Source organism: Streptomyces himastatinicus ATCC 53653 (genome assembly GCF_000158915.1).
Classification (GTDB): Bacteria; Actinomycetota; Actinomycetes; order Streptomycetales; family Streptomycetaceae; genus Streptomyces; species Streptomyces himastatinicus.
Genome location: NZ_GG657754.1, coordinates 6,911,821 through 6,931,610, shown reverse-complemented (window position 1 = coordinate 6,931,610; position 19,790 = coordinate 6,911,821). Strand labels below are relative to the sequence as shown.

8 protein-coding genes are annotated in these 19,790 nt (G+C 72.2%); 5 read left to right on the top strand and 3 right to left on the bottom strand.

Annotation, left to right across the window (positions count from 1 at the left end; genetic code table 11):
• The first annotated feature begins 57 nt into the window (after nucleotides 1-57).
• Together SSOG_RS56475 and SSOG_RS29140 are read left to right on the top strand one after the other, a co-directional pair.
• Nucleotides 58-336, top strand: a complete 279-nt coding sequence (locus SSOG_RS56475; protein ID WP_106516476.1) for a LuxR C-terminal-related transcriptional regulator — start codon at nucleotides 58-60, stop codon at nucleotides 334-336.
• Between the two features lie 39 nt (nucleotides 337-375).
• Nucleotides 376-2,037, top strand: coding sequence for a flavin monoamine oxidase family protein (locus SSOG_RS29140; RefSeq protein WP_009717851.1), 1,662 nt, complete (start codon nucleotides 376-378; stop codon nucleotides 2,035-2,037).
• Between the two features lie 66 nt (nucleotides 2,038-2,103).
• Here SSOG_RS29140 and SSOG_RS29135 read toward each other — a convergent pair whose 3' ends face one another.
• The gene (locus SSOG_RS29135; protein WP_009717850.1) at nucleotides 2,104-3,516 is read right to left on the bottom strand and encodes a class I adenylate-forming enzyme family protein; all 1,413 of its coding nucleotides are present in this window, start codon (nucleotides 3,514-3,516) and stop codon (nucleotides 2,104-2,106) included.
• Between the two features lie 67 nt (nucleotides 3,517-3,583).
• Nucleotides 3,584-4,258, bottom strand: coding sequence for a thioesterase II family protein (locus SSOG_RS46985; protein ID WP_050800001.1), 675 nt, complete (start codon nucleotides 4,256-4,258; stop codon nucleotides 3,584-3,586).
• A gap of 326 nt (nucleotides 4,259-4,584) precedes the next feature.
• On the opposite strand from SSOG_RS46985, the gene SSOG_RS29125 reads away from it, so the two are divergent.
• From SSOG_RS29125 to SSOG_RS29115, 3 genes are all read left to right on the top strand, one after another.
• Nucleotides 4,585-5,619: an ABC transporter ATP-binding protein gene (locus tag SSOG_RS29125; protein WP_009717848.1), complete on the top strand. Its 1,035-nt coding sequence runs from the start codon at nucleotides 4,585-4,587 to the stop codon at nucleotides 5,617-5,619.
• 285 nt (nucleotides 5,620-5,904) lie between these two features.
• The gene (locus SSOG_RS29120; protein WP_009717847.1) at nucleotides 5,905-6,936 is read left to right on the top strand and encodes an ABC transporter permease; all 1,032 of its coding nucleotides are present in this window, start codon (nucleotides 5,905-5,907) and stop codon (nucleotides 6,934-6,936) included.
• Nucleotides 6,937-6,972: 36 nt separating this feature from the next.
• Nucleotides 6,973-7,920, top strand: a complete 948-nt coding sequence (locus tag SSOG_RS29115) for an ACP S-malonyltransferase (protein WP_009717846.1) — start codon at nucleotides 6,973-6,975, stop codon at nucleotides 7,918-7,920.
• A gap of 74 nt (nucleotides 7,921-7,994) precedes the next feature.
• Here the strand turns inward: SSOG_RS29115 and SSOG_RS29110 are convergent, their stop codons facing one another.
• Nucleotides 7,995-19,739, bottom strand: a complete 11,745-nt coding sequence (locus tag SSOG_RS29110) for a type I polyketide synthase (RefSeq protein WP_009717845.1) — start codon at nucleotides 19,737-19,739, stop codon at nucleotides 7,995-7,997.
• Nucleotides 19,740-19,790 lie beyond the last annotated feature (51 nt).

Below are 19,790 nucleotides of genomic sequence, written 5' to 3'. Positions count from 1 at the left end.
GCAGGCTGATGACCCGGCGCGCCCTGCGGCTCGCTCGACGGATGCGGCGCCGAGGAACTGTCCCGTTCGCTCCAGCGCACCCCGGGCCGTTCGGCCCTGTCGGAGGCGGCCCGCACCGGCGAGGACACCGCCACGTTCTCCGAACTCTCCGACGCCGAGAGCCGGGTGGCCGCCCTGGCGGCCTCGGGCTACACCAACCGGGAGATCGCCGCCAAGCTCTACATCACGATCTCCACGGTCGAGCAGCACCTCACCCGGGTCTACCGGAAGATCAACATCAGTCAGCGCCGCGATCTGCCCGCGAGCCTCGATTTCGACGTCGCCCACACCGCCTGATATCCCAGCGATTCCGCACGGCCCCAAGAGGTTGTTTCCATGACGTCTGCGCCCGCGTCTCCCCTGACGATGCTGGTACCGGACTTTCCTTTCTCCTACGACAGCTGGCTGACCCATCCGGCCGGTCTCGGCGCGGTGCCGAGTGAACGGCACGGCACCGAAGTCGCGGTCATCGGCGGCGGAATGTCCGGGATGACGGCGGCGTATGAACTCCTGCGCCTGGGACTTCGTCCGGTCGTCTACGAAGCGGAGCAATTGGGCGGCCGGATGCGTTCCACGCCCTTTCCCGGGAATCCGGAATATGTGGCGGAAATGGGCGCCATGCGCTTCCCCGTCTCCGCGACCGCGCTGTTCCACTACATCGGCACCCTCGGACTGGCCACCCGCCCCTTTCCGAACCCCCTCGCGCCGTCCACCCCGAGCACCCTGATCGACCTGAACGGCGAGCGCCGCCAGGCCCGCACCACGGACGACCTCCCGTCCGTCTACCAGGAGGTCGCCGACGCCTGGGAGAAGGCGCTCCAGGAGCGGGCCGAGCTGTCCACGGTGCGGGACGCCATCCAGCGGCGGGACACCGCCACGCTGAAGGCCGTCTGGGACCGGCTGGTCAGGGAGTTCGACGACCAGTCCTTCTACGGGTTCCTGGCCACCTCCCCTACCTTCCAGTCGTTCCGCCACCGGGAGATCTTCGGCCAGGTCGGCTTCGGCACCGGCGGCTGGGACACCGACTTCCCCAACTCGGTGCTGGAGATCCTGCGCGTCGTCGTCACCGACGCCGACGACCATCAGGTCGGCATCATCGGCGGCTCCCAGCAGCTGCCGCGCGGCCTGTGGGAGCACCGGCCGGCCGCGCCCGCGCACTGGCCGGAGGGCACCTCGCTGGCGTCGCTGCACGACGGCGGCCGTCCGCGCCCCGCGGTCACCCGGCTGCGCCGGGCCGGGGACGGCATCCGGGTACGGGACGAGAGCGGCGAGGAGCGCGAGTTCCCCGCGGTGGTCTTCAGCCCGCACGTCTGGACCCTGCTGAACCGGATCGACTGCGACCCGGAGCTGCTGCCCACCCCGCTGTGGACGGCGGTCGAGCGCACCCACTACATGGGCGCCTCCAAGCTGTTCGTCCTGGTCGACCGGCCGTTCTGGCGGGACCCCGACCCGGCGACCGGCCGGGACGTGATGAGCATGACGCTCACCGACCGGATGCCGCGCGGGGTCTATCTGTTCGACGACGGGCCCGACCGGCCCGGAGTGATGTGCCTGTCGTACACCTGGAACGACGACTCGCTGAAGGTCGCCACCCTCACGCCCGAGGACCGGCTGGAGCGGCTGCTGAGCCAGCTGGGCGCGATCTACCCGGACGTCGACATCCGCTCGCACATCGTCGGCGGGCCGCTGACCGTCACCTGGGAGACCGAGCCGCGCTTCATGGGCGCGTTCAAGTCCAACCTGCCCGGCCACTACCGCTACCAGCGGCGGCTGTTCACCCAGTTCATGCAGGACGACATGCCCGCCGAGCAGCGCGGCTTCTTCCTGTGCGGGGACGACGTCTCCTGGACCGCCGGATTCGCGGAGGGCGCGGTGACCACGGCGCTCAACGCGGTGTGGGGGGTGCTCGACCACCTGGGCGGCGCCACCCACCCGGACAACCCGGGCCCGGGCGACCGCTTCCACGACTTCGCCCCCGTGGAGCTTCCGTACGACTAGGGGTTTCCCTGGAAAGAGCAGGGGGCCGGTGCCCGGCACCGGCCCCCACTTCTTCTTCACCTGTGTCTAGCCGCGCGCGATCTCCTCGAGCCGCTTCTTGTCCGGCTTGCCGTTGCGGTTGAGCGGGAAGGCGTCCAGCACCTCGACCCGGTTGGGCTGCTCGTAGACCGGCAGCACGTCGCACAGCCGCTCGCGCCAGTACTTGGCGTCCCGCAGCTCGTCGTCCTCCACGAAGAAGACCAGCTGCACATCGCCACGGCGGCGCTCGTCGGGGAGCGGCACGATGCGGGTGGAGATGTGGGCGACGGCGGCCTTGCGCTCGACCAGCTCGGGGTAGAGCAGATAGCCGTAGCGGTGCACCGCGAACTTCCGGCCCAGGACGAACAGGTTGTCGTCCTCGTCCAGGTAGCCGAGGTCGCCGGTGGGGAACCAGCCCGTCGGCATGGCGTCGAGGCCGCCGTCCTCGGCGAGGTGGCCCTCCAGCGCGTCCGGGGTGTCGACCTCGATCTCACCGGCCTGGCCGGGGACGGCGGGGACGCCGGACTCGTCGATGATGCGCAGCTTGATGCCGTCCATGGCCCGGCCGCAGGAGACCGGGTTCTCCAGGGTGGCGAAGGCGATGTTGCCCAGCTCGGTGCTGCCGTAGCTGTCCAGCAGCGGCAGCCCGAACTCGGCGACGTAGCCGTCGGAGAGCGCGCCGTCGAGCGGTGCCGCGCCGGAGCAGAACATGCGGACCTGCTCCAGCTGCGCCCGCAGCGACGGCTTGCGGCCGACCAGGTTGAGCATGGTGCGGTAGCTGGACGGGGTGGCGTCGAGCACGGTCGCGCCGGTCCGCCCGGCCATCTGCACGGCCCGGTCGAGGCGCTTGTACGGGGCGATCACCAGGGAGCAGCGGGTGAGCCAGGCGATGAGCACCATGGACAGCCCGTACTGGTGGGCGAAGGGCAGCAGCGGGAGCAGGACGTCGTCCTCCCGGTGCCCCACCTGGGCGGCGTTGCGCTCCAGGTTGGTCAGGAACTTACGGCCGGACTTGACCGCGCCCTTGGGCTCGCCGGTGGAGCCGGACGTCCACATGATGAGGCCGTCCTGCCGGTCGGCCCAGGCGTCGAAGGACAGCTCGCGGGTGCTGAGCGGGCGTCCGGCGGCCGGGGCGATCACCTCGTAGAGGTTGACCACGCGGCCGTCGTCGTGGATCGGGGAGTCGTCGTCGACGAAGGCGATGGCGGCGCCGGTGCGCCCGGCTATCCGGCGGGTCTCGTCCGGGTGCTCCTGCTGGTCGATCAGGACGATGGACGCGCCGACGTGCATGAGCGCGAACAGCACACTGACGTAGGCGGCGGAGTTGCCCGCTTTGAGGATGACGCGGTCGCCCGGGGCCACCCCGTGCTGCTCGCGGATCACATCGGCGACGCGGATCGCGTCCAGCTCGAAGTCGGCCAGCGTCTGCACCGAGTCGAGCGCGTAGATCTTCGCGGTCATCGAACTTTCTCTTTCCTTTTCCCTGGGGAGTGCCTGAGGAGTACGGGCAGCCGCGGCCGTGTCGTGCCTAGGCTCCCTTGTCTTCGGCGCCGGTCTCCCACTCGGCGTCGACGGGGACGTGCGAGAGCAGCTGGTCGTGCACCAGGTTCACGACCTCTCTCCGGCTCGAATCGAGGTAGCCGCGGGACCCGGGAAACACCTCGAGGTCGAAACGTCCGCTGGTACGCCGCCGCCAGGCCCGTACGCCGTGCAGCGGGGTCTTGGGGTCGCCCTCGCCGGCGAGGGCGACGATCCGGCAGCCGAGGGCCGGCGGGCCCAGGGCCATGCCCCAGTGGGCGGTCCGGCCGGAGACGAACAGGGTCAGCAGGGGCGTCCCGGTCTCCCGCTCCAGGCGCTCGGCCACGCGGTACGCGAGGTCGGCCCCGACCCGGTGCCCGAAGAAGGCGATCGGGCGGTCCGTCCACTCGCCCAGCGCGCCGAAGATCCGGTCGACCAGCTCCGGGGAGTCGGTCAGCCGCTCGCCGTCCTCACCGTCCGTGCCGTCCCCGAAGCCGGTGTGGAGGGGGTACTGGATCGCTAGCACCTCCACGGTGGGCAGCAGGAGTTCGGACAGGGAGAGGTAGTACGCGGTGGAGTGGGCGGACTCCGGGAAGCAGATCAGCCGGAAACTGCTGGGAGTTTCCGTTTGCAATATCCGAATAAGGCCCACATCATCGGGCTTGACCTGGCTCAAGGAGTACATCCCCGCGATTGCACTGAGGGGGCCGGGCACGAGTGCACGGATGGGGCGTGTCGACCATGTTCGATCGAGGCGCTGACTCCGTGAGGTTATGGCCCCGCTGTGGCGGTCACAACCCCTAGTAACCGCTATCCGGTGTACGCGTTATATGCGGGGTACCACGGCATCCATAGGTGGCGCGGGGCACAACTGGGGACCCCCTAATGTCCCCTGACTTCTCCCCCTACCCCCTACCGTACGGGCGGTCTCTGACCTGGAGTCAAGCAGCCGTGTTAGACATGGCGAAAGCATGTTCTCCATAAGCCAATTAAATCGGTGCGACGACAGCGATGAACACAACACGTCCTATTGATTTCGCCGTCGTTGTCGACGGCTTGGTCAAGCAGTACCCAGGCCGTCCCGCCCCGGCGGTGGACGATCTCAGCTTCACCGTCAACCATGGCGAGGTCTTCGGATTCCTCGGCCCCAACGGGGCGGGCAAGACCACCACGATCGGGATCCTGACCACCCGGGTCGCACCCAGTGGCGGACGTGCGTTCGTACAGGGCGTCGACGTGGTGGCGAAGCCCGCGGTGGCGCGGCAGTCCTTCGCCATCGTCCCGCAGCGCAACAACCTCGACCGGTCCCTGACCATTCGTCAGAACCTCACCTTCCACGCCGGTTACCACGGCCTGTCCCGCGGCGAGCGGAACCGGCTCGCGGACGAGTGCCTGGAGTGGGTGGGCCTGGCCGACCACGCCAAGGCCCGGGCCGACCAGGTTTCCGGCGGCCAGGCCCAGCGCGTGATGATCGCGCGGGCGCTGATGCACCGCCCCCGGGTGCTGTTCCTGGACGAGCCGGCCACCGGCCTCGACCCGCAGTCGCAGGTGTTCGTGCGCGACCGGATCGCCGAACTCAAGCTGCGCGGCGTCACCGTGGTCATCACCACGCATGACATGGACGAGGCGGCCAAGCTCTGTGACCGGATCGGCATCGTCGACCACGGCAGGCTGCTCGCCCTGGACACCCCGGAGAACCTGACGAGCAGGCTCAACAACACCGCGCTGTCCGTCACCGTGCAGCCGCCGTTCGGCGGGCTGGACGGGGTGCTGGCCGCGGTGCGCAACCTCGGTGTGGTCGAGCGGGTCGAGGTGCTCCAGCAGGACGACAAGGACCTCGTCGAAACCATCCTCGACGGTGGGGCCGCGGACGACAGCGACGGCAGCGCCCGGCTGAAGATCTACAGCGATGCCCCGTCCTCGGTACTCCTTCCCGCCGGCCTCAAGGCCCTGACCGACGCCGGCTGCGAGATCAAGGACCTGAGCGTCAACCAGGCCAGCCTGGAAGACGTCTTCGTCGAGCTGACAGGGAAAGAGCTGCGATGACCACCTCCACACGACCCACGCCCGACGGAGAGGCGAACTCCGGCGGCAAGGCCGCGGGAGACCCGTCCACCGGCCGCCAGGACGGCGAGCAGCCGCGTGCCGCCGACCGCCGCCCCGGTGCGGGCACGGTGATCGGCGGCACGGTGGTCTCCGACTCCTCCAAGAGCGGGGACGGGAAGAGCGACATCGGTGACACCCTGACCCTGGCCGTGACGCCGCCCAAGCCGGGCACCCAGGCGTCCGGCAAGCGGGGCGAGCGGGGCGGGCGGCCCGCGGGTCTCCCGGGTGCCACCGGTCCCGCAGGCCACCGCGGGTCCCACCGGCCCCGCCGCCGCTTCGCACGCACCGGCCCCCGCCCGGGCCGCGGCCCCCGCTCCGGGCGGGGCCGTCGCCGTACGCGAGCCCGCCGCCGCCCCGGCTCCCGCGGGCGCCGCCGCGACCGCCGTCGCCGTCCACGAACCGGCCGACGGACCGTCCACGGAGATCGTTCCCGCACGGTCCGCGAAGGGGTCGGGCGGGCGTCACCGGCGCCGCGCCAACCGGTGGCGGACGTTCTTCTTCATCCTGTGGCGGGACATCTTCGTCACCGGCCGCGAGATGGGTCCGTTCCTGGGTCAGGTCATCGTCGAGCCGTTCTTCATGCTGTTCGTCTTCGGCAAGGTGCTCGGCGAGATCGGCTTCACCCAGCCCGGGTTCCAGCAGGTGCTGCTGCCCGGTGTGGTGGCGCTCAACAGCTTCCTGGTCGCCCTTCAGAACACCGCGCTGCCGCTGGCCATCGACTTCTCCTGGACCAAGGAGATCGAGGACCGGCTGCTCGCGCCCATCCCGGTCTCCCTGGTCGCGGTGGAGAAGGCAGTCTTCGGCGCGATGCGCGGTCTGATCGGCTCCCTGGTCATGATTCCGATCGGTCTGGCGCTGCTGGACGACGTCTCCTGGCCGATGTCCAAGATGCCGGAGACGCTGGGCATCCTCAGCCTCGGCGGGCTGGTCGGCGGCTGCGTCGGCCTCACCCTGGGCACCCTGGCGCCCGCGCGTCACATCTCCATCGTCTTCGCCATGACGCTGACCCCGATCATGTTCACCGGGGCCACGCAGTTCCCGTGGCGGAGCCTGGACGGCGTCCGCTGGTTCCAGATCCTGTGCACGTTCAACCCGCTGACCTACATCACCGAGGCGATGCGCGGGCTGCTGCTGACCCCCGGGCCCAAGACACCGGAGTCGATCCCGCTGTGGATCTGCTTCTCCGCCATCGGGGCGGCCATCCTGATCTACGGGTTCATCGGCATCCGCGGCTTCAACAAGCGGGCGCAGGACTGAGCGCCGACCGTACCGAGAACGAAGGCACCACACACCATGACGGCACCCGAGCCATCCGAGCAGGCCAAGAAGGCCATCGTCTTCCCGGGCATGGGACCCTCCAGCTTCGCCGAGGTGGGCAGGTTCCTCACCCTCGACCCGTTCGCCCGGAAGCGGCTGGCGGAGGCCGACGAGGCCCTCGGCTACTCGGTCTTCGACCAGCTCCGCGACTCGGAGGACGACTACTCCGAGGCGACCCAGATAGCCTTCCTGGTCAACTCGATGGCATCGGCGGACCGGGCCGAGGAGGAGCACGGGCTCGTCCCTGACCTGTGCGTGGGCCCCAGCTTCGGGCAGAAGGCGGCCGCCGCGTACGTCGGTTCGCTGCCGTTCCCCGAGGTGGTGCGGCTCACCGCGGAGCTGGCGCGCTGTGAGCACGCGTACTTCGAGGAGGAGTACCAGGACGCGGTCACCCACACCTTCGTCCGCACCCCGCAGGAGAAGCTGACCGAGATCCTCGACGAACTCGGCGGGCGCGGCGAGTGGTTCGACTATTCCGGCTACCTCGACGACGGCTTCTTCATGGTGTCGCTGCGCGAGAAGGAGCTGGACGGCTTCAAGCAGAGCATCAGCAAGGCCGGCGGGTACTCCATGTACACCATGGTCCCGGCGGTGCACGCGCCCGCGTTCGCGGAGCTGCGGCGCCGGGCCGCGGAGGAGATCCTGCCCCGGTACGAGATCCTCGACCCGAAGCTGCCCGTGGTCACCGACCAGGACGGTTCGCTCGTGACGACGGCCGACGCCCTGCGCACGATGCTGCTGGACACCTTCGACCTGCCGATCCACTGGCCCAAGGTGGTGGACGCGCTGAAGGCCGCCGGGGTGTCCACGATGTACATCACCGGCCCGGACAACCTCTTCCACCGGCTGGACCGCACCAAGTCCAACTTCGAGGTCGTGACGGTGGGCCCGGGCAAGCGGCAGCGCCCGCCCCGCAAGCGCTGACACCACGAGAGTCTTCACGGGCCGGGTCCGCTACCCCTTCAGGAGAAGACCCGGCCCGTTGTCGTACGCGCCCGTCAGCCGGACAGCCAGTCCCGGACGGCCCGCGCCGTCGTACCGGCGTGCTCCTCCATCATCGTGAAGTGGTTGCCCGGCACGTCGACCGCGGTGTGCGGCAGCTCCCAGTACGACCGCCAGTCGCCGCCGCGGGACCAGTCGAAGAGCCGCTCCCCGGCCCGGACCAGCAGCGTCGGCGTCTTGACCTCGGTCGGCCGCCACTCGCCGAACAGCCGGAAGTACGCGCCCATGGCCAGCAGCCGGGTGTCGTCCACCGGCACATGGCTCGCGCTCCGCTCGTCCACCCCGGCGCTCAGCCCCGGCTGGAGGCCCACGGCCGCGTCCCGGTCGTGCGAGTAGATGTCCAGCAGGACGACCGCCTCCGGGAAGATCCCGCCGCTCTCCAGCCGCGCGGCCACCTCGTGTGCCAGCACACCGCCCGAGGAGTGCCCCAGCAGTACGAACGGAGCCCCGTCGGTCCCCCGCAGCACCGCCTCGGCCTGCGCCTCGATGACCGCCTCCGGGTGCGCCGGAAGCTGCTCCCCGGCGACGAAACCGGGGTTGCCCAGCGCCCAGACGTCCTGCTCACCGCGGAAACCGGCGGCGAACCGCGCGTACTGGTGCGGGCCGCCGATCGACAGGATCGAGGAGAAGCACACCACGGCGGGCCGTGTCTCACCGCGCGACAGCCGCACCAGCGCGGGCGCCTTGCGCAGCTCCGCGGCACTGCCGAACGAGGGCCGGAACCGGGAGACGTCCATCAGCAGCCGGGTGAACTCCTCCTGCCTGCCCAGCTGTCCGGCCTCCCGCATCATCGCGCCGAACACGTCCGACGGCTCGGCGCTCGCCACGGGCTCGCCCGGGGTGCCGCCCTCGGCAGCCACCTCGGGCGCCAGCGCCTCCAACAGCTGCCCGGCGACCTGCGCGGGCGTCGGGTGGTCGAACAGCAGCGTCGGCGGCAGCCGCAGCCCGCTGGCAGCGTTGATCCGGTTGCGCAGCTCGACCGCGGTGAGCGAGTCGAAGCCCAGCTCCAGGAAGCCACGGGTGGCGCCCACGGCGTCCGCGTCCGCGAAGCCGAGGACGGCGGCGGCCTGCGTACGGACCACCTCCAGCAGGACGTTCTCCCGCTCCGCCGCGTCCAGCCCGGCCAGCCGCCGCGCCAGCGACGGACCACCGGCGTCGGCCGGTGCGCCGGAGGCCGTACGCCGCCGGGCCGGGGCCCGGACCAGTCCACGGAACACGGCGGGCAGCGCGCCTTCGGCGGCCTGCTCGCGCAGCGGCGCGAGTTCCAGGTGGAGCGGTACGAGCACCGCCTCACCGCCGACCGCGCACGCCGTGTCGAACAGCTCCAGGCCGTCCCGCGAGGACAGCGGCGCCATCCCGGAGCGGGCCATGCGCCGCACATCCGCGTCCGCCATGTCGCCGGTCATCGCGCTGCGCTGCTCCCACAGGCCCCAGGCGAGCGAGAGCGCGGGCCGCCCGGTGGCGCGGCGGTGCGCGGCGAGGGCGTCCAGGAAGGCGTTGGCGGCGGCGTAGTTGGCCTGCCCCGGCGCGCCGAAGGTACCGGCGGCGGAGGAGAACAGCACGAACGCCCCGAGGCCGAGATCGCGGGTCAGCTCGTGCAGATGGAGCGCCGCGTCCATCTTCGGCCGGGACACCGTGTCGATCCGGTCCGGGGTGAGCACGGACAGCAGCCCGTCGTCCAGCACACCGGCGGTGTGCACGACGGCGGTCAGCGGATGCGCCGGGTCCACCTCGGCCAGCAGCTGCGACAGCGCCTCGCGGTCGGCCACATCGCACGCCGCGACGCACACCTGCGCGCCCAGCACGGTCAGTTCGTCCACCAGCTCCGGCAGCCCTGGGGCCCGCTGCCCGCGACGGCTGTTGAGCAGCAGATGCCGTACGCCGCGCTCGGCCACCAGATGGCGGGCGAGCTGCCCGCCGAGGACACCGGTGGCGCCGGTGATCAGGACCGTGCCGTCCGGGTCGAACTCCGGCAGCGCCGTCTCCTCCGGCGCCGGGCCGGTGGCGACCTTGGCCAGGCGGGGCGCGTGCAGCGCGCCCTCGCGGACGGCGAGCTGCGGCTCGCCCCCGGCCACGGCCGCCATGAGCGCGTCGGCGGTGGTCTCCTCATGGTCCAGGTCGAGCAGCAGGAACCGGTCCGGGTTCTCGGTCTGGGCGGTGCGGATCAGCCCCCATACGGGCGCGTGCAGCAGGTCGGGCACCTCGGCGTCCGGGGACGTGGCGACCGCCCGCCGGGTGACGAACGCCAGCCGCGCCCCGGCGAAAGCCTCCTCCGCGAGCCACGACTGCGCGCTCTCCAGCGCGGCGTGCGTGGCCAGCCGGGCGCCCTCCGCCAGATGGGCCCCGCCGGCCCCGGCGGGGCCGGTCAGCGGGAGGAGGACGACATCCGGCCGGGGGCTGCCGGAGGCCACCACGGCCGCCAGCTCGGCCAGATCGGGGAAGACGGCGCATTCGGCACCGGCGGCCTCCAGCGCGGTGACCAGCCCGAAGGAGTCCGTGCCGTTGGCCACGGCGCCCTGGCCGACCAGGGCCCAGCGGACGGCCGCGGGAGCCGCCGAGGGGGCCGGCACCGGCGCCCACTCCAGCCGGAACAGCGAGTCGTGGTACGTCACCTGGGCCGCCCGCAGCTGCTCCGGCGCGATGTGCCGCAGCACCAGGGAGTCCACCGACGCGACCGCGCCGCCGTTCTCGTCCGCGACGGTCAGGGCCACCGCGTCCGACCCGGCCGGTGCGATCCGTACGCGCAGCGCCGTGGCGCCCGCCGCGTGGAGGGTGACACCGCTCCAGGAGAACGGCAGCCGTACGCCCGCGGCCTCGGCGCCCAGGAAGTCGCCGAGCGCCACGCCGTGCAGCGCGGAGTCCAGCAGCGCCGGGTGGAGCCCGAACAGCGCGGCGTCCGCGTGCTGCTTGCCCGGCAGGCGGAGTTCGGCGAAGACCTCCTCGCCGCGCCGCCAGGCGGCCGTCAGCCCCTGGAACGCCGGGCCGTAGCCGAAGCCGCCCGCCGCGAACCGCTCGTACAGGTCGTCCACGTCGAGCGCCACGGCATCGGCGGGCGGCCAGACGGACAGGCCCTCGGTCTCGCCCGGCCTTTCGGCCGCCAGCACACCGCTCGCGTTGCGGATCCAGGGCTCCGAGGCGTCGCCCTGGTCGGCGGCCGGCTCCGGGCGGGAGTAGACCTCCAGCGTCCGGCGGCCCTCCGCGTCGGGAGCGCCGACGGTCAGCCGCAGCTGGACCCCGCCGCGCTCGGGCAGGATCAGCGGCGCCTCAAGGGTCAGTTCCTCCAGCGCACCACAGCCGACCTGGTCACCGGCCCGGATCGCCAGCTCCACGAAGGCCGTCCCCGGCAGCAGCACCGTGCCGGACACGGCATGGTCGGCGAGCCAGGGGTGGGTCTGGAGGGAGAGCCGTCCGGTGAGCAGGAAGCCGTCCGAGTCCGGAAGTTCGACGGCCGCGCCCAGCAGCGGATGCCCGGCGGCGCCGAGCCCCGCGGAGGCGACGTCGCCCACCGAGAGGGGCACCTCGATCCAGTAGCGCTCGTGCTGGAAGGCGTACGTGGGCAGCGCGACGCGGGTCGCGCCGGTGCCCTCGTACACCGCGTCCCAGTCGACCTGGACACCGCGGGTCCATGCCTCGCCGAGGGATGCCCAGAAGCGGTCGAGACCGCCTTCGTCGCGGCGCAGCGAGCCGATGGCGGCCGCGGTGCGGCCCGCGTCCTCGGCGGTGTCCTGGACGCCCATCGCCAGCACCGGGTGGGCGCTGGACTCGATGAAGGCCCCGAAGCCCTCGTCGAGGAGGCGTCGGATGGCGTCTTCGAGTTCGACGGTGCGACGGAGGTTGGTGAACCAGTACTCGGCGTCCAGCTCCGGGCCCTGGACCCACTCCCCCGTCACGGTGGAGAGGAACGGCACCTGGGTGGGCTGTGGCCGCACCGGGGCGAGGAGTGTGAGGAGTTCGTCGCGCAGCAGCTCGACCTGGGCGGAGTGGGAGGCGTAGTCCACCGGGACGCGGCGGGCCCGGACCTCGTCCGCCTCGCAGGAGGCCAGCAGTTCGTCCAGCGCGGTCGGCTCTCCGGAGACCACCACGGCCGACGGGCCGTTGACGGCCGCCACCGAGATGCGCTTCTCACCCCACGCCGCGATCCGCTCCCGTACGTCCGACACCGGCAGCGCCACGGACACCATGCCGCCCTTGCCCGCCAGCACCCGGCCGATCGCCTGGCTGCGCAGTGCCACCACGCGCGCGGCGTCCTGGAGGGTCAGAATCCCGGCCACGCACGCGGCGGCGATCTCGCCCTGCGAGTGGCCGACCACGGCGGACGGCCGCACGCCCAGCGAACGCCACAGCTCGGCGAGAGACACCATCACCGAGAACAGCACCGGCTGGACCACATCGACGCGCTCCAGCGACGGCGCGTCCTCCGCACCTCGCAGCACCTCCACGAGCGACCAGCCGGTGAACTCGGCGAGTGCGGCGGCGCATTCGTGGATGCGGGCGGCGAACACCGGCGAGGCGTCCATCAACCCCACCGCCATGCCCGCCCACTGCGAGCCCTGCCCCGGGAACACGAACGCCGTCTTGTCTGCCGTCCCGGTGCCCTGGATGAGGTGGGGAGCCGCCTCGCCCCGGGCCAGCGCGGTGAGAGTGGCGGTGAAGTCGTCGCGGTCCGTGCCGACCAGCACGGCGCGCTGGTCCAGGGGTGCGCGGGTGGTGGCCAAGGAGTAGCCGATGTCGGCGGGGCGTGGCCCGTCGTCGGTGGTGAGGAGGGTCAGCAGCCGCTCGGCCTGGGCGCGCAGCGCCGTCTCGCTCTTCGCCGACACCACCCACGGCACCGGGCCCGGCCGCTGTGTTGTCGCGGGCTTCGACGGGTCCTCGGTGGGCGCCTGCTCGATGATGGTGTGCGCGTTGGTGCCGCTGATGCCGAACGAGGAGATGGCGGCGCGGCGCGGGCGGCCGGTGTCCGGCCATGTCTGCTGGTCGGTCAGCAGCGACACCGCGCCCGCCGTCCAGTCCACGTGCGCGGACGGCTCGTCCACGTGCAGGGTCTTCGGCAGGACACCGTGCTCGATGGCCTTGACCATCTTGATGATGCCCGCCACGCCTGCGGCGGCCTGCGTGTGGCCGAAGTTGGACTTCACCGAGCCCAGCCACAGCGGCTCGTCCTCGGTGTGCTCCTGGCCGTACGTGGCGAGCAGCGCCTGCGCCTCGATCGGGTCGCCCAGCGTCGTACCGGTGCCGTGCGCCTCGACCACGTCGACCTCGGCGGCCGACAGCCGGGCCCCGGCCAGGGCCTGGCGGATGACGCGCTGCTGGGACGGGCCGTTGGGCGCGGTGAGGCCGTTGGACGCGCCGTCCTGGTTGATGGCGGAGCCGCGTACAACCGCGAGGACCGGATGGCCGTTCTTACGGGCGTCCGACAGCCGCTCCACGAGCAGCATGCCGACGCCCTCGCCCCAGGCCGTGCCGTCGGCGGCATCCGCGAACGGCTTGCAGCGGCCGTCGGTCGCGAGGCCGCGCTGCTTGCTGAACGCCACGAAGGTGCCGGGGGTCGCCATGACGGTCACACCGCCCGCGAGCGCCAGCGAGCATTCGCCGCTGCGCAGCGCCTGTACCGCCATGTGCAGGGTCACCAGCGACGACGAGCAGGCCGTGTCGACGGTGACGGCCGGGCCTTCGAGGCCGAAGGTGTAGGAAACCCGGCCCGAGGCGACGCTGCCGGAGCTGGCGGTGCCCATATAGCCCTCGAGGCCGTCGGGCGCGCGGTGCAGCAGCGTGCCGTAGTCGTTGTACATCACGCCGGTGTAGACGCCGGTCCGGCTGCCACGCACGGTCGCCGGGTCGATGCCCGCGCGTTCGAACGCCTCCCAGGTGGTCTCCAGCAGCAGCCGCTGCTGCGGGTCCATGGCGAGGGCCTCGCGCGGCGAAATCCCGAAGAACACCGGGTCGAAGTGGTGGGCGTCGTGGAGGAAGCCGCCGTTGCGGGCGTAGCTGGTGCCCTGCTGGTCGGGGTCGTCGTCGTACAGCGCCTCGATGTCCCAGCCCCGGTCGGTGGGCATGTCGGTGATGGCGTCCGTGCCTTCGGTGACCAGCTTCCACAGGTCGTCGGGCGAGGTCACCCCGCCGGGGAAGCGGCAGCTCATCGCGACGATGGCGATGGGGTCGTCGTCGTGGGGGGTGGTGGTGGGGGTGGTTGTTGCTGTGTCGGCCTCGCTGCTGCCCTGCGCTTCGGCGCGGAGGTACGTGGCGAGGGCGGCGGGGGTCGGGTAGTCGAAGATCAGCGTGGCCGGGAGCCTTACGCCTGTGACGGCGGTGAGGCGGTTGCGCAGCTCGACCGCGGTGAGCGAGTCGAAGCCGACCTCGCTGAACGCGCGCTGCGGTTCCACCGCTTCGGGTCCGGCGTAGCCGAGTACGGCCGCCACCTGCGTACGGACCAGCGCGAGGACGATCGCCTCGGCCTCGGTGTCGGCTTTTCCGGCGAGCTGCTGTGCGAGTGCGCCGGACTGCGCGGTGGCGGCTGATGGGGCGGCGCGGCGGGCGGGGGCTCGTACCAGGCCGCGGAACAGGGGCGGCAGCATGCCGACGCCCGCCTGGGCGCGGAGAGCCGCCATGTCGAGCGGCATCGGGACGAGGAGTGCCTCGCTCGTGGTGTTCGTCGCGGCGTCGAAGAGTTCGCGGCCTTGGGCTGCGGTGATGGCGGCGATACCGCCGCGCTGGAGGCGGGCGAGTTCCGCCTCGTCCAGGTCTCCGGCCATGCCGCCGGGCTCGGCCCACAGGCCCCAGGCGAGGGAGGTGGCGGGCAGGCCGTTGGCTGCGCGGTGCTGGGCGAGGGCGTCGAGGAAGGCGTTCGCCGCCGCGTAGTTGCCCTGTCCGGCACCGCCGAAGACTCCGGCGGCGGAGGAGAAGACGATGAACGCCTTCAGGTCCGCGGTCTGGGTGAGGTGGTGGAGGTTCCAGGCCGCGTCCGCCTTCGGGCGCAGGACGGTGGACAGCCGGTCCGGGGTGAGCGATCCGATCACGCCATCGTCCAGCACGCCTGCCGTGTGGACCACGGCCGTGAGGGGGTGGGCGGTAGGGATTGTTGCCAGGGTTTCGGCCAGGGCGGTGCGGTCTGCCACGTCGCAGGCCGACCAGTGGACGGTGGCGCCCAGGTCGGTCAGTTCCGTGGTCAGGTCGGCTGCGCCGGGGGCCTGGTCGCCTCGGCGGCTGACCAGGAGGAGATGGCGTACGCCGCGCTCAGCCACCAGGTGACGGGCGAACAGGGCGCCCAGGGTGCCGGACGCGCCGGTCAGCAGGACCGTGCCATCCGGGTCCCACGCGTTGGCTTCCGCCGTTGTTGTGGCGCGGGCCAGGCGGGGGGCCTTGAGCGTGCCTTCGCGTACGGCGACTTCCTGCTCGCCGGATGCCAGTGCCGTGGGGAGCGCGGCGAGGGAATCCGCGTGGCTGTCGATGTCCACGAGCACGATGCGGTCCGGGTTCTCCGACTGGGCGGAGCGGACGAGGCCGTGGACGGCGGCGTGGGCCAGGTCGGCGGCGGAGGTGAGGATGACGAGGCGGGAGTCCGCGAAGCGGTTGTCGGCCAGCCACTGCTGTAGCAGCCCCAGCACCTGGGTGGTGGCCTGATGCGCCGCGGTGGCGGGCGAGGGGCTTTCCCCCACCCCGCCCCTTCCCGAAACTCGGGGCTCCGCCCCAAGACCCCGGTCCTCAAGCGCCGGACGGGCTGGAGATGCCGCACCCGGGCCTTCAGGTGCCGCACCGTTCGGGGTGTGGAGTGCCGCGCCGTCCGTGGACCGGCCAGGACGCCCTTCGGGCGTGTCCTCAAGCGCCGGACGGGCTTGATTTGCCGCACCCGGGCCTTCAGGTGCCGCATTGTTCGGGGCATGGGGTGCCGCGCCGTCCGAGGTAAGGGAAACCACGACGTGCTCCGGCAGCGCCGTCCCGGAAGCCACGGCCTCGGCGAGCGCGCCCAGATCCGCGTACGCCGCGACCTCACCGCCAGCCGCTCCGAGGCCAGGAACCTCGGAGCCCACGACCGCCCAACGGGCCATGGACACCGGCTCGGCAGGGGCCGGGATCTGGGTCCAGTCCACTCGGAACAGGGCGTCCGGCGCGGAGCCGGGGCGGGTGTTCAGCTGGTCCGGGGACACCGTGCGCAGGGCCAGGCGGTCCACCGAGGCCACCGGGGCGCCCGTTACGTCCGCCAGTTGGAGCGACACCGTGCCGTTTCCGGCCGACGACAGGCGGACCCGTACGGTGTCCGCGCCCACCGAGTGGACGCGGACGCCGGACCAGGAGAACGGCAGGCCGCCCTGGCCCGGGTTTTCGGTCAGGTCGCTGAGGCCGATGGTGTGCAGCACGGCGTCCAGCAGCGCCGGGTGTACGCCGAAGAGCGCGGCGGCCGGTTCGGTGCCCTCGGGGAGCGCGACCTCGGCGTAGACCTCGCCGTCGGCGCGCCAGGCGGCGCGCAGGCCCTGGAAGGCCGGGCCGTAGGCGAAGCCCGCCTCGGACAGGGTCTCGTACAGGCCGTCGACGGCGATCTGCTCGGCGCCCGCGGGCGGCCAGGCGGCCAGGTCGAACGGCGCCGTCGGGGCGCTGTGGGCGAGCAGGCCCGTGGCGTGGCGTACCCACGGCTCGTCGTCGGTGGCCGCGTCGGGGCGGGAGTGGAGGGCGAGGGTGCGGCGGCCGGTGTCGTCCTGGGCGCCCACGGCGATCTGGAGCCGGACCCCGCCCTGCTCGGGCAGGATCAGCGGGGCTTCCAGGGTGAGTTCTTCCACCAGGTCGCATCCGGCCTGCTCACCGGCGCGTACGGCCAGCTCGACGAACGCGGTGCCGGGCAGCAGCACCGTGCCCATCACGGCGTGGTCGGCCAGCCACGGGTGGGTGTCCAGCGCGAGCCGCCCGGTGAACAGGAAGCCCTCCGCGTCGGCCAGCGAGACGGCCGTGCCGAGCAGCGGGTGGTCGGCGGTGCCGAGGCCGACCGAGGAGACGTCGCCGTAGGCGGTGCCCGCGTCCAGCCAGTAGTGCTCGCGCTGGAAGGCGTACGTGGGCAGCTCGACGCGCTCGGCACCCGTGCCCGCGTAGTACGCCTCCCAGTCGGGGGCGGTGCCCCGGGTGTGGAGGGTGGCCAGGGCCGTGGTCAGGGTCTCGGCCTCGGGGCGGCCGGAGCGCAGCGCGGGGATGAACGCCGCATCGTCACCGGTGACGCACTCCTGCGCCATGGCGGTGAGCACACCGTCCGGGCCGAGTTCGAGGTACGTGGTGACGCCCTGGGCCTCCAGGGCGCGGATGCCGTCGAGGAAGCGGACCGCCTCGCGGACGTGGCGCACCCAGAAGTCGGCGGTGGCGATCTCCGCGGCGGGGGCGATGCCGCCGGTGAGGTGGGAGACCACCGGGATCTTCGGGGTCTCGTACGTCAGGCTCTCGGCGACCTTGCGGAACGCCTCCAGCATCGGGTCCATCAGCGGCGAGTGGAAGGCGTGGCTGACGGTGAGGCGCTTGGTCTTGCGGCCCTGGGCCTCGAAGGATGCCGCGATCGTGACGGCCGCGTCCTCGTCGCCCGCGATGACCACCGACGTCGGGCCGTTGAGGGCGGCTATGCTCACGCGCTCGGTGAGCAGCGGCGCCACCTCGTTCTCGGACGCCTGGATGGCGATCATCGCGCCGCCGCCCGGAAGCCGCTGCATCAGTCGGCCGCGCGCGGCCACCAGCAGCGCGGCGTCGGCGAGCGACAGCACGCCCGCGACGTGTGCGGCGGCGATCTCGCCGATGGAGTGGCCGGAGACGAAGTCCGGCTTCAGGCCCCACGATTCGACCAGACGGAACAGGGCCACCTCGATGGCGAACAGCGCGGGCTGGGTGAAGCCGGTGCGGTCCAGGGCCGTGGCGTCGTCCCCGAAGAGGACGTCCTTCAGGGGACGTTCGAGGCGCGGGTCGAGCGCGGCGCATACGGCGTCGAACGCCTCGGCGAAGGCCGGGTACGTCGCGTACAGCTCGCGGCCCATGCCGAGCCGCTGGCTGCCCTGACCGGTGAAGAGGAACGCCAGCTTGCCCCGGGTCTCCGCGCCCTGCACCAGCCCGGCGGCGGGGTCGCCCGCCGCGAGCGCGGCGAGCCGGTCGAGGAACGTCTCGCGGTCCCCGGCGACCACGGCCGCGCGGTCCTGGAGGGCGGCGCGGGTGGTGGCGAGGGCGTAGCCGACGGACAGCGGGTCCAGGTCGGGGCGTTCGGTGACGTACGTGTGCAGCCGGGCGGCCTGGGCGCGCAGCGCGTCCTCGCCCTTGCCGGACAGCAGCCATGGGAGGAGGGGGAGGTCGTGCGGGGTCGCGGTGGCAACCGGTTCGGTGTCCTCGTCGGTGGCCTCGTCCGGTGCCGGGGGCTGCTCGATGATCAGGTGGGCGTTGGTGCCGCTGATGCCGAACGACGACACGGCGGCGCGGCGCGGGCGGCCGGTCTCCGGCCACGGGCGGCCCTCGGTGAGCAGCGAGACGGCCCCGGCCGACCAGTCGATGTGCGGCGACGGCTCGTCCACGTGCAGGGTCTTGGGCACGTAGCCGTGCTCGATGGCCTTGACCATCTTGATGATCCCGGCGACACCGGCGGCGGCCTGGGTGTGGCCGACGTTGGACTTGATGGAGCCGAGCAGCAGTGGCCGTTCGGCGGGCTTCTCCTTGCCGTACGTGGCGAGCAGCGCCTGCGCCTCGATGGGGTCGCCCAGCGTCGTACCGGTGCCGTGTGCCTCGACCACGTCGATCTGGTCGGCCGTCAGCCGGGCGCTGGCCAGCGCCTGGCGGATGACGCGCTGCTGGGACGGGCCGTTGGGCGCGGTGAGGCCGTTGGACGCGCCGTCCTGGTTGATGGCGGAGCCGCGTACGACGGCCAGCACCCGGTGACCGTTCTTCCGGGCGTCCGACAGCTTCTCCACGAGCAGCATGCCCGCGCCCTCGGACCATCCGGTGCCGTCGGCAGCCGACGCGAACGACTTGCAGCGGCCGTCGAAGGACAGTCCGCGCTGGCGGCTGAACTCGGTGAAGGTGCCGGGCGTCGACATCACGGTGACGCCGCCCGCGAGTGCGAGAGAGCATTCGCCGTTGCGCAGCGCCTGCATGGCCAGGTGCAGGGTCACCAGCGACGACGAGCACGCCGTGTCGACGGTGAGCGCCGGGCCCTCCAGGCCGAAGGTGTACGCCACCCGGCCCGAGGCGATGCTGCTGGAGCCGCCGGTGCCGAGATAGCCCTCGACACCGGGCGGCACGGCGCGCAGCCGCGAGGCGTAGTCGTGGTACATGACGCCCGCGAAGACGCCCGTGCGGGTGCCGCGTACGGAGGTGGCGTCGATGCCCGCGCGCTCGAACGCCTCCCAGGTGGTCTCCAGCAGCAGCCGCTGCTGCGGGTCCATCGCGAGGGCCTCGCGCGGGCTGATGCCGAAGAACGCCGGGTCGAAGTAGTTGGCGTCGTGGAGGAAACCGCCCTCCCGGACATAGCTCGTGCCCGCGCCGTCCGGGTCGTCGTCGAAGAGCCGCCCCATGTCCCAGCCGCGGTCCGTGGGGAACTCGGAAATGCCGTCCCCGCCCCCGGACACCAGCCGCCACAGATCCTCGGGCGACTCGACGCCGCCCGGGTAGCGGCAGCTCATCCCGACGATCGCGATGGGCTCCTGGTCCTCCGACTCCACCTCCTGGAGGCGGCGTCGGGTCTCGTGCAGGTCGGCGGTGACCCGCTTGAGAAAGTAACGGAGCTTTTCCTCATTCATACGTGCGTTCCCTCTCGAGGAATCCGGAAGGTCGGGTCACTTCGCGTCGGC

Excerpts from the sequence above, each read along its gene's own strand:
- SSOG_RS29140 (WP_009717851.1), top strand. The coding sequence starts at position 376 with ATGACGTCTGCGCCCGCGTCTCCCCTGACGATGCTGGTACCGGACTTT.
- SSOG_RS29135 (WP_009717850.1), bottom strand. The coding sequence starts at position 3,516 with ATGACCGCGAAGATCTACGCGCTCGACTCGGTGCAGACGCTGGCCGAC.
- SSOG_RS46985 (WP_050800001.1), bottom strand. The coding sequence starts at position 4,258 with ATGTACTCCTTGAGCCAGGTCAAGCCCGATGATGTGGGCCTTATTCGG.
- SSOG_RS29125 (WP_009717848.1), top strand. The coding sequence starts at position 4,585 with ATGAACACAACACGTCCTATTGATTTCGCCGTCGTTGTCGACGGCTTG.
- SSOG_RS29115 (WP_009717846.1), top strand. The coding sequence starts at position 6,973 with ATGACGGCACCCGAGCCATCCGAGCAGGCCAAGAAGGCCATCGTCTTC.
- SSOG_RS29110 (WP_009717845.1), bottom strand. The coding sequence starts at position 19,739 with ATGAATGAGGAAAAGCTCCGTTACTTTCTCAAGCGGGTCACCGCCGAC.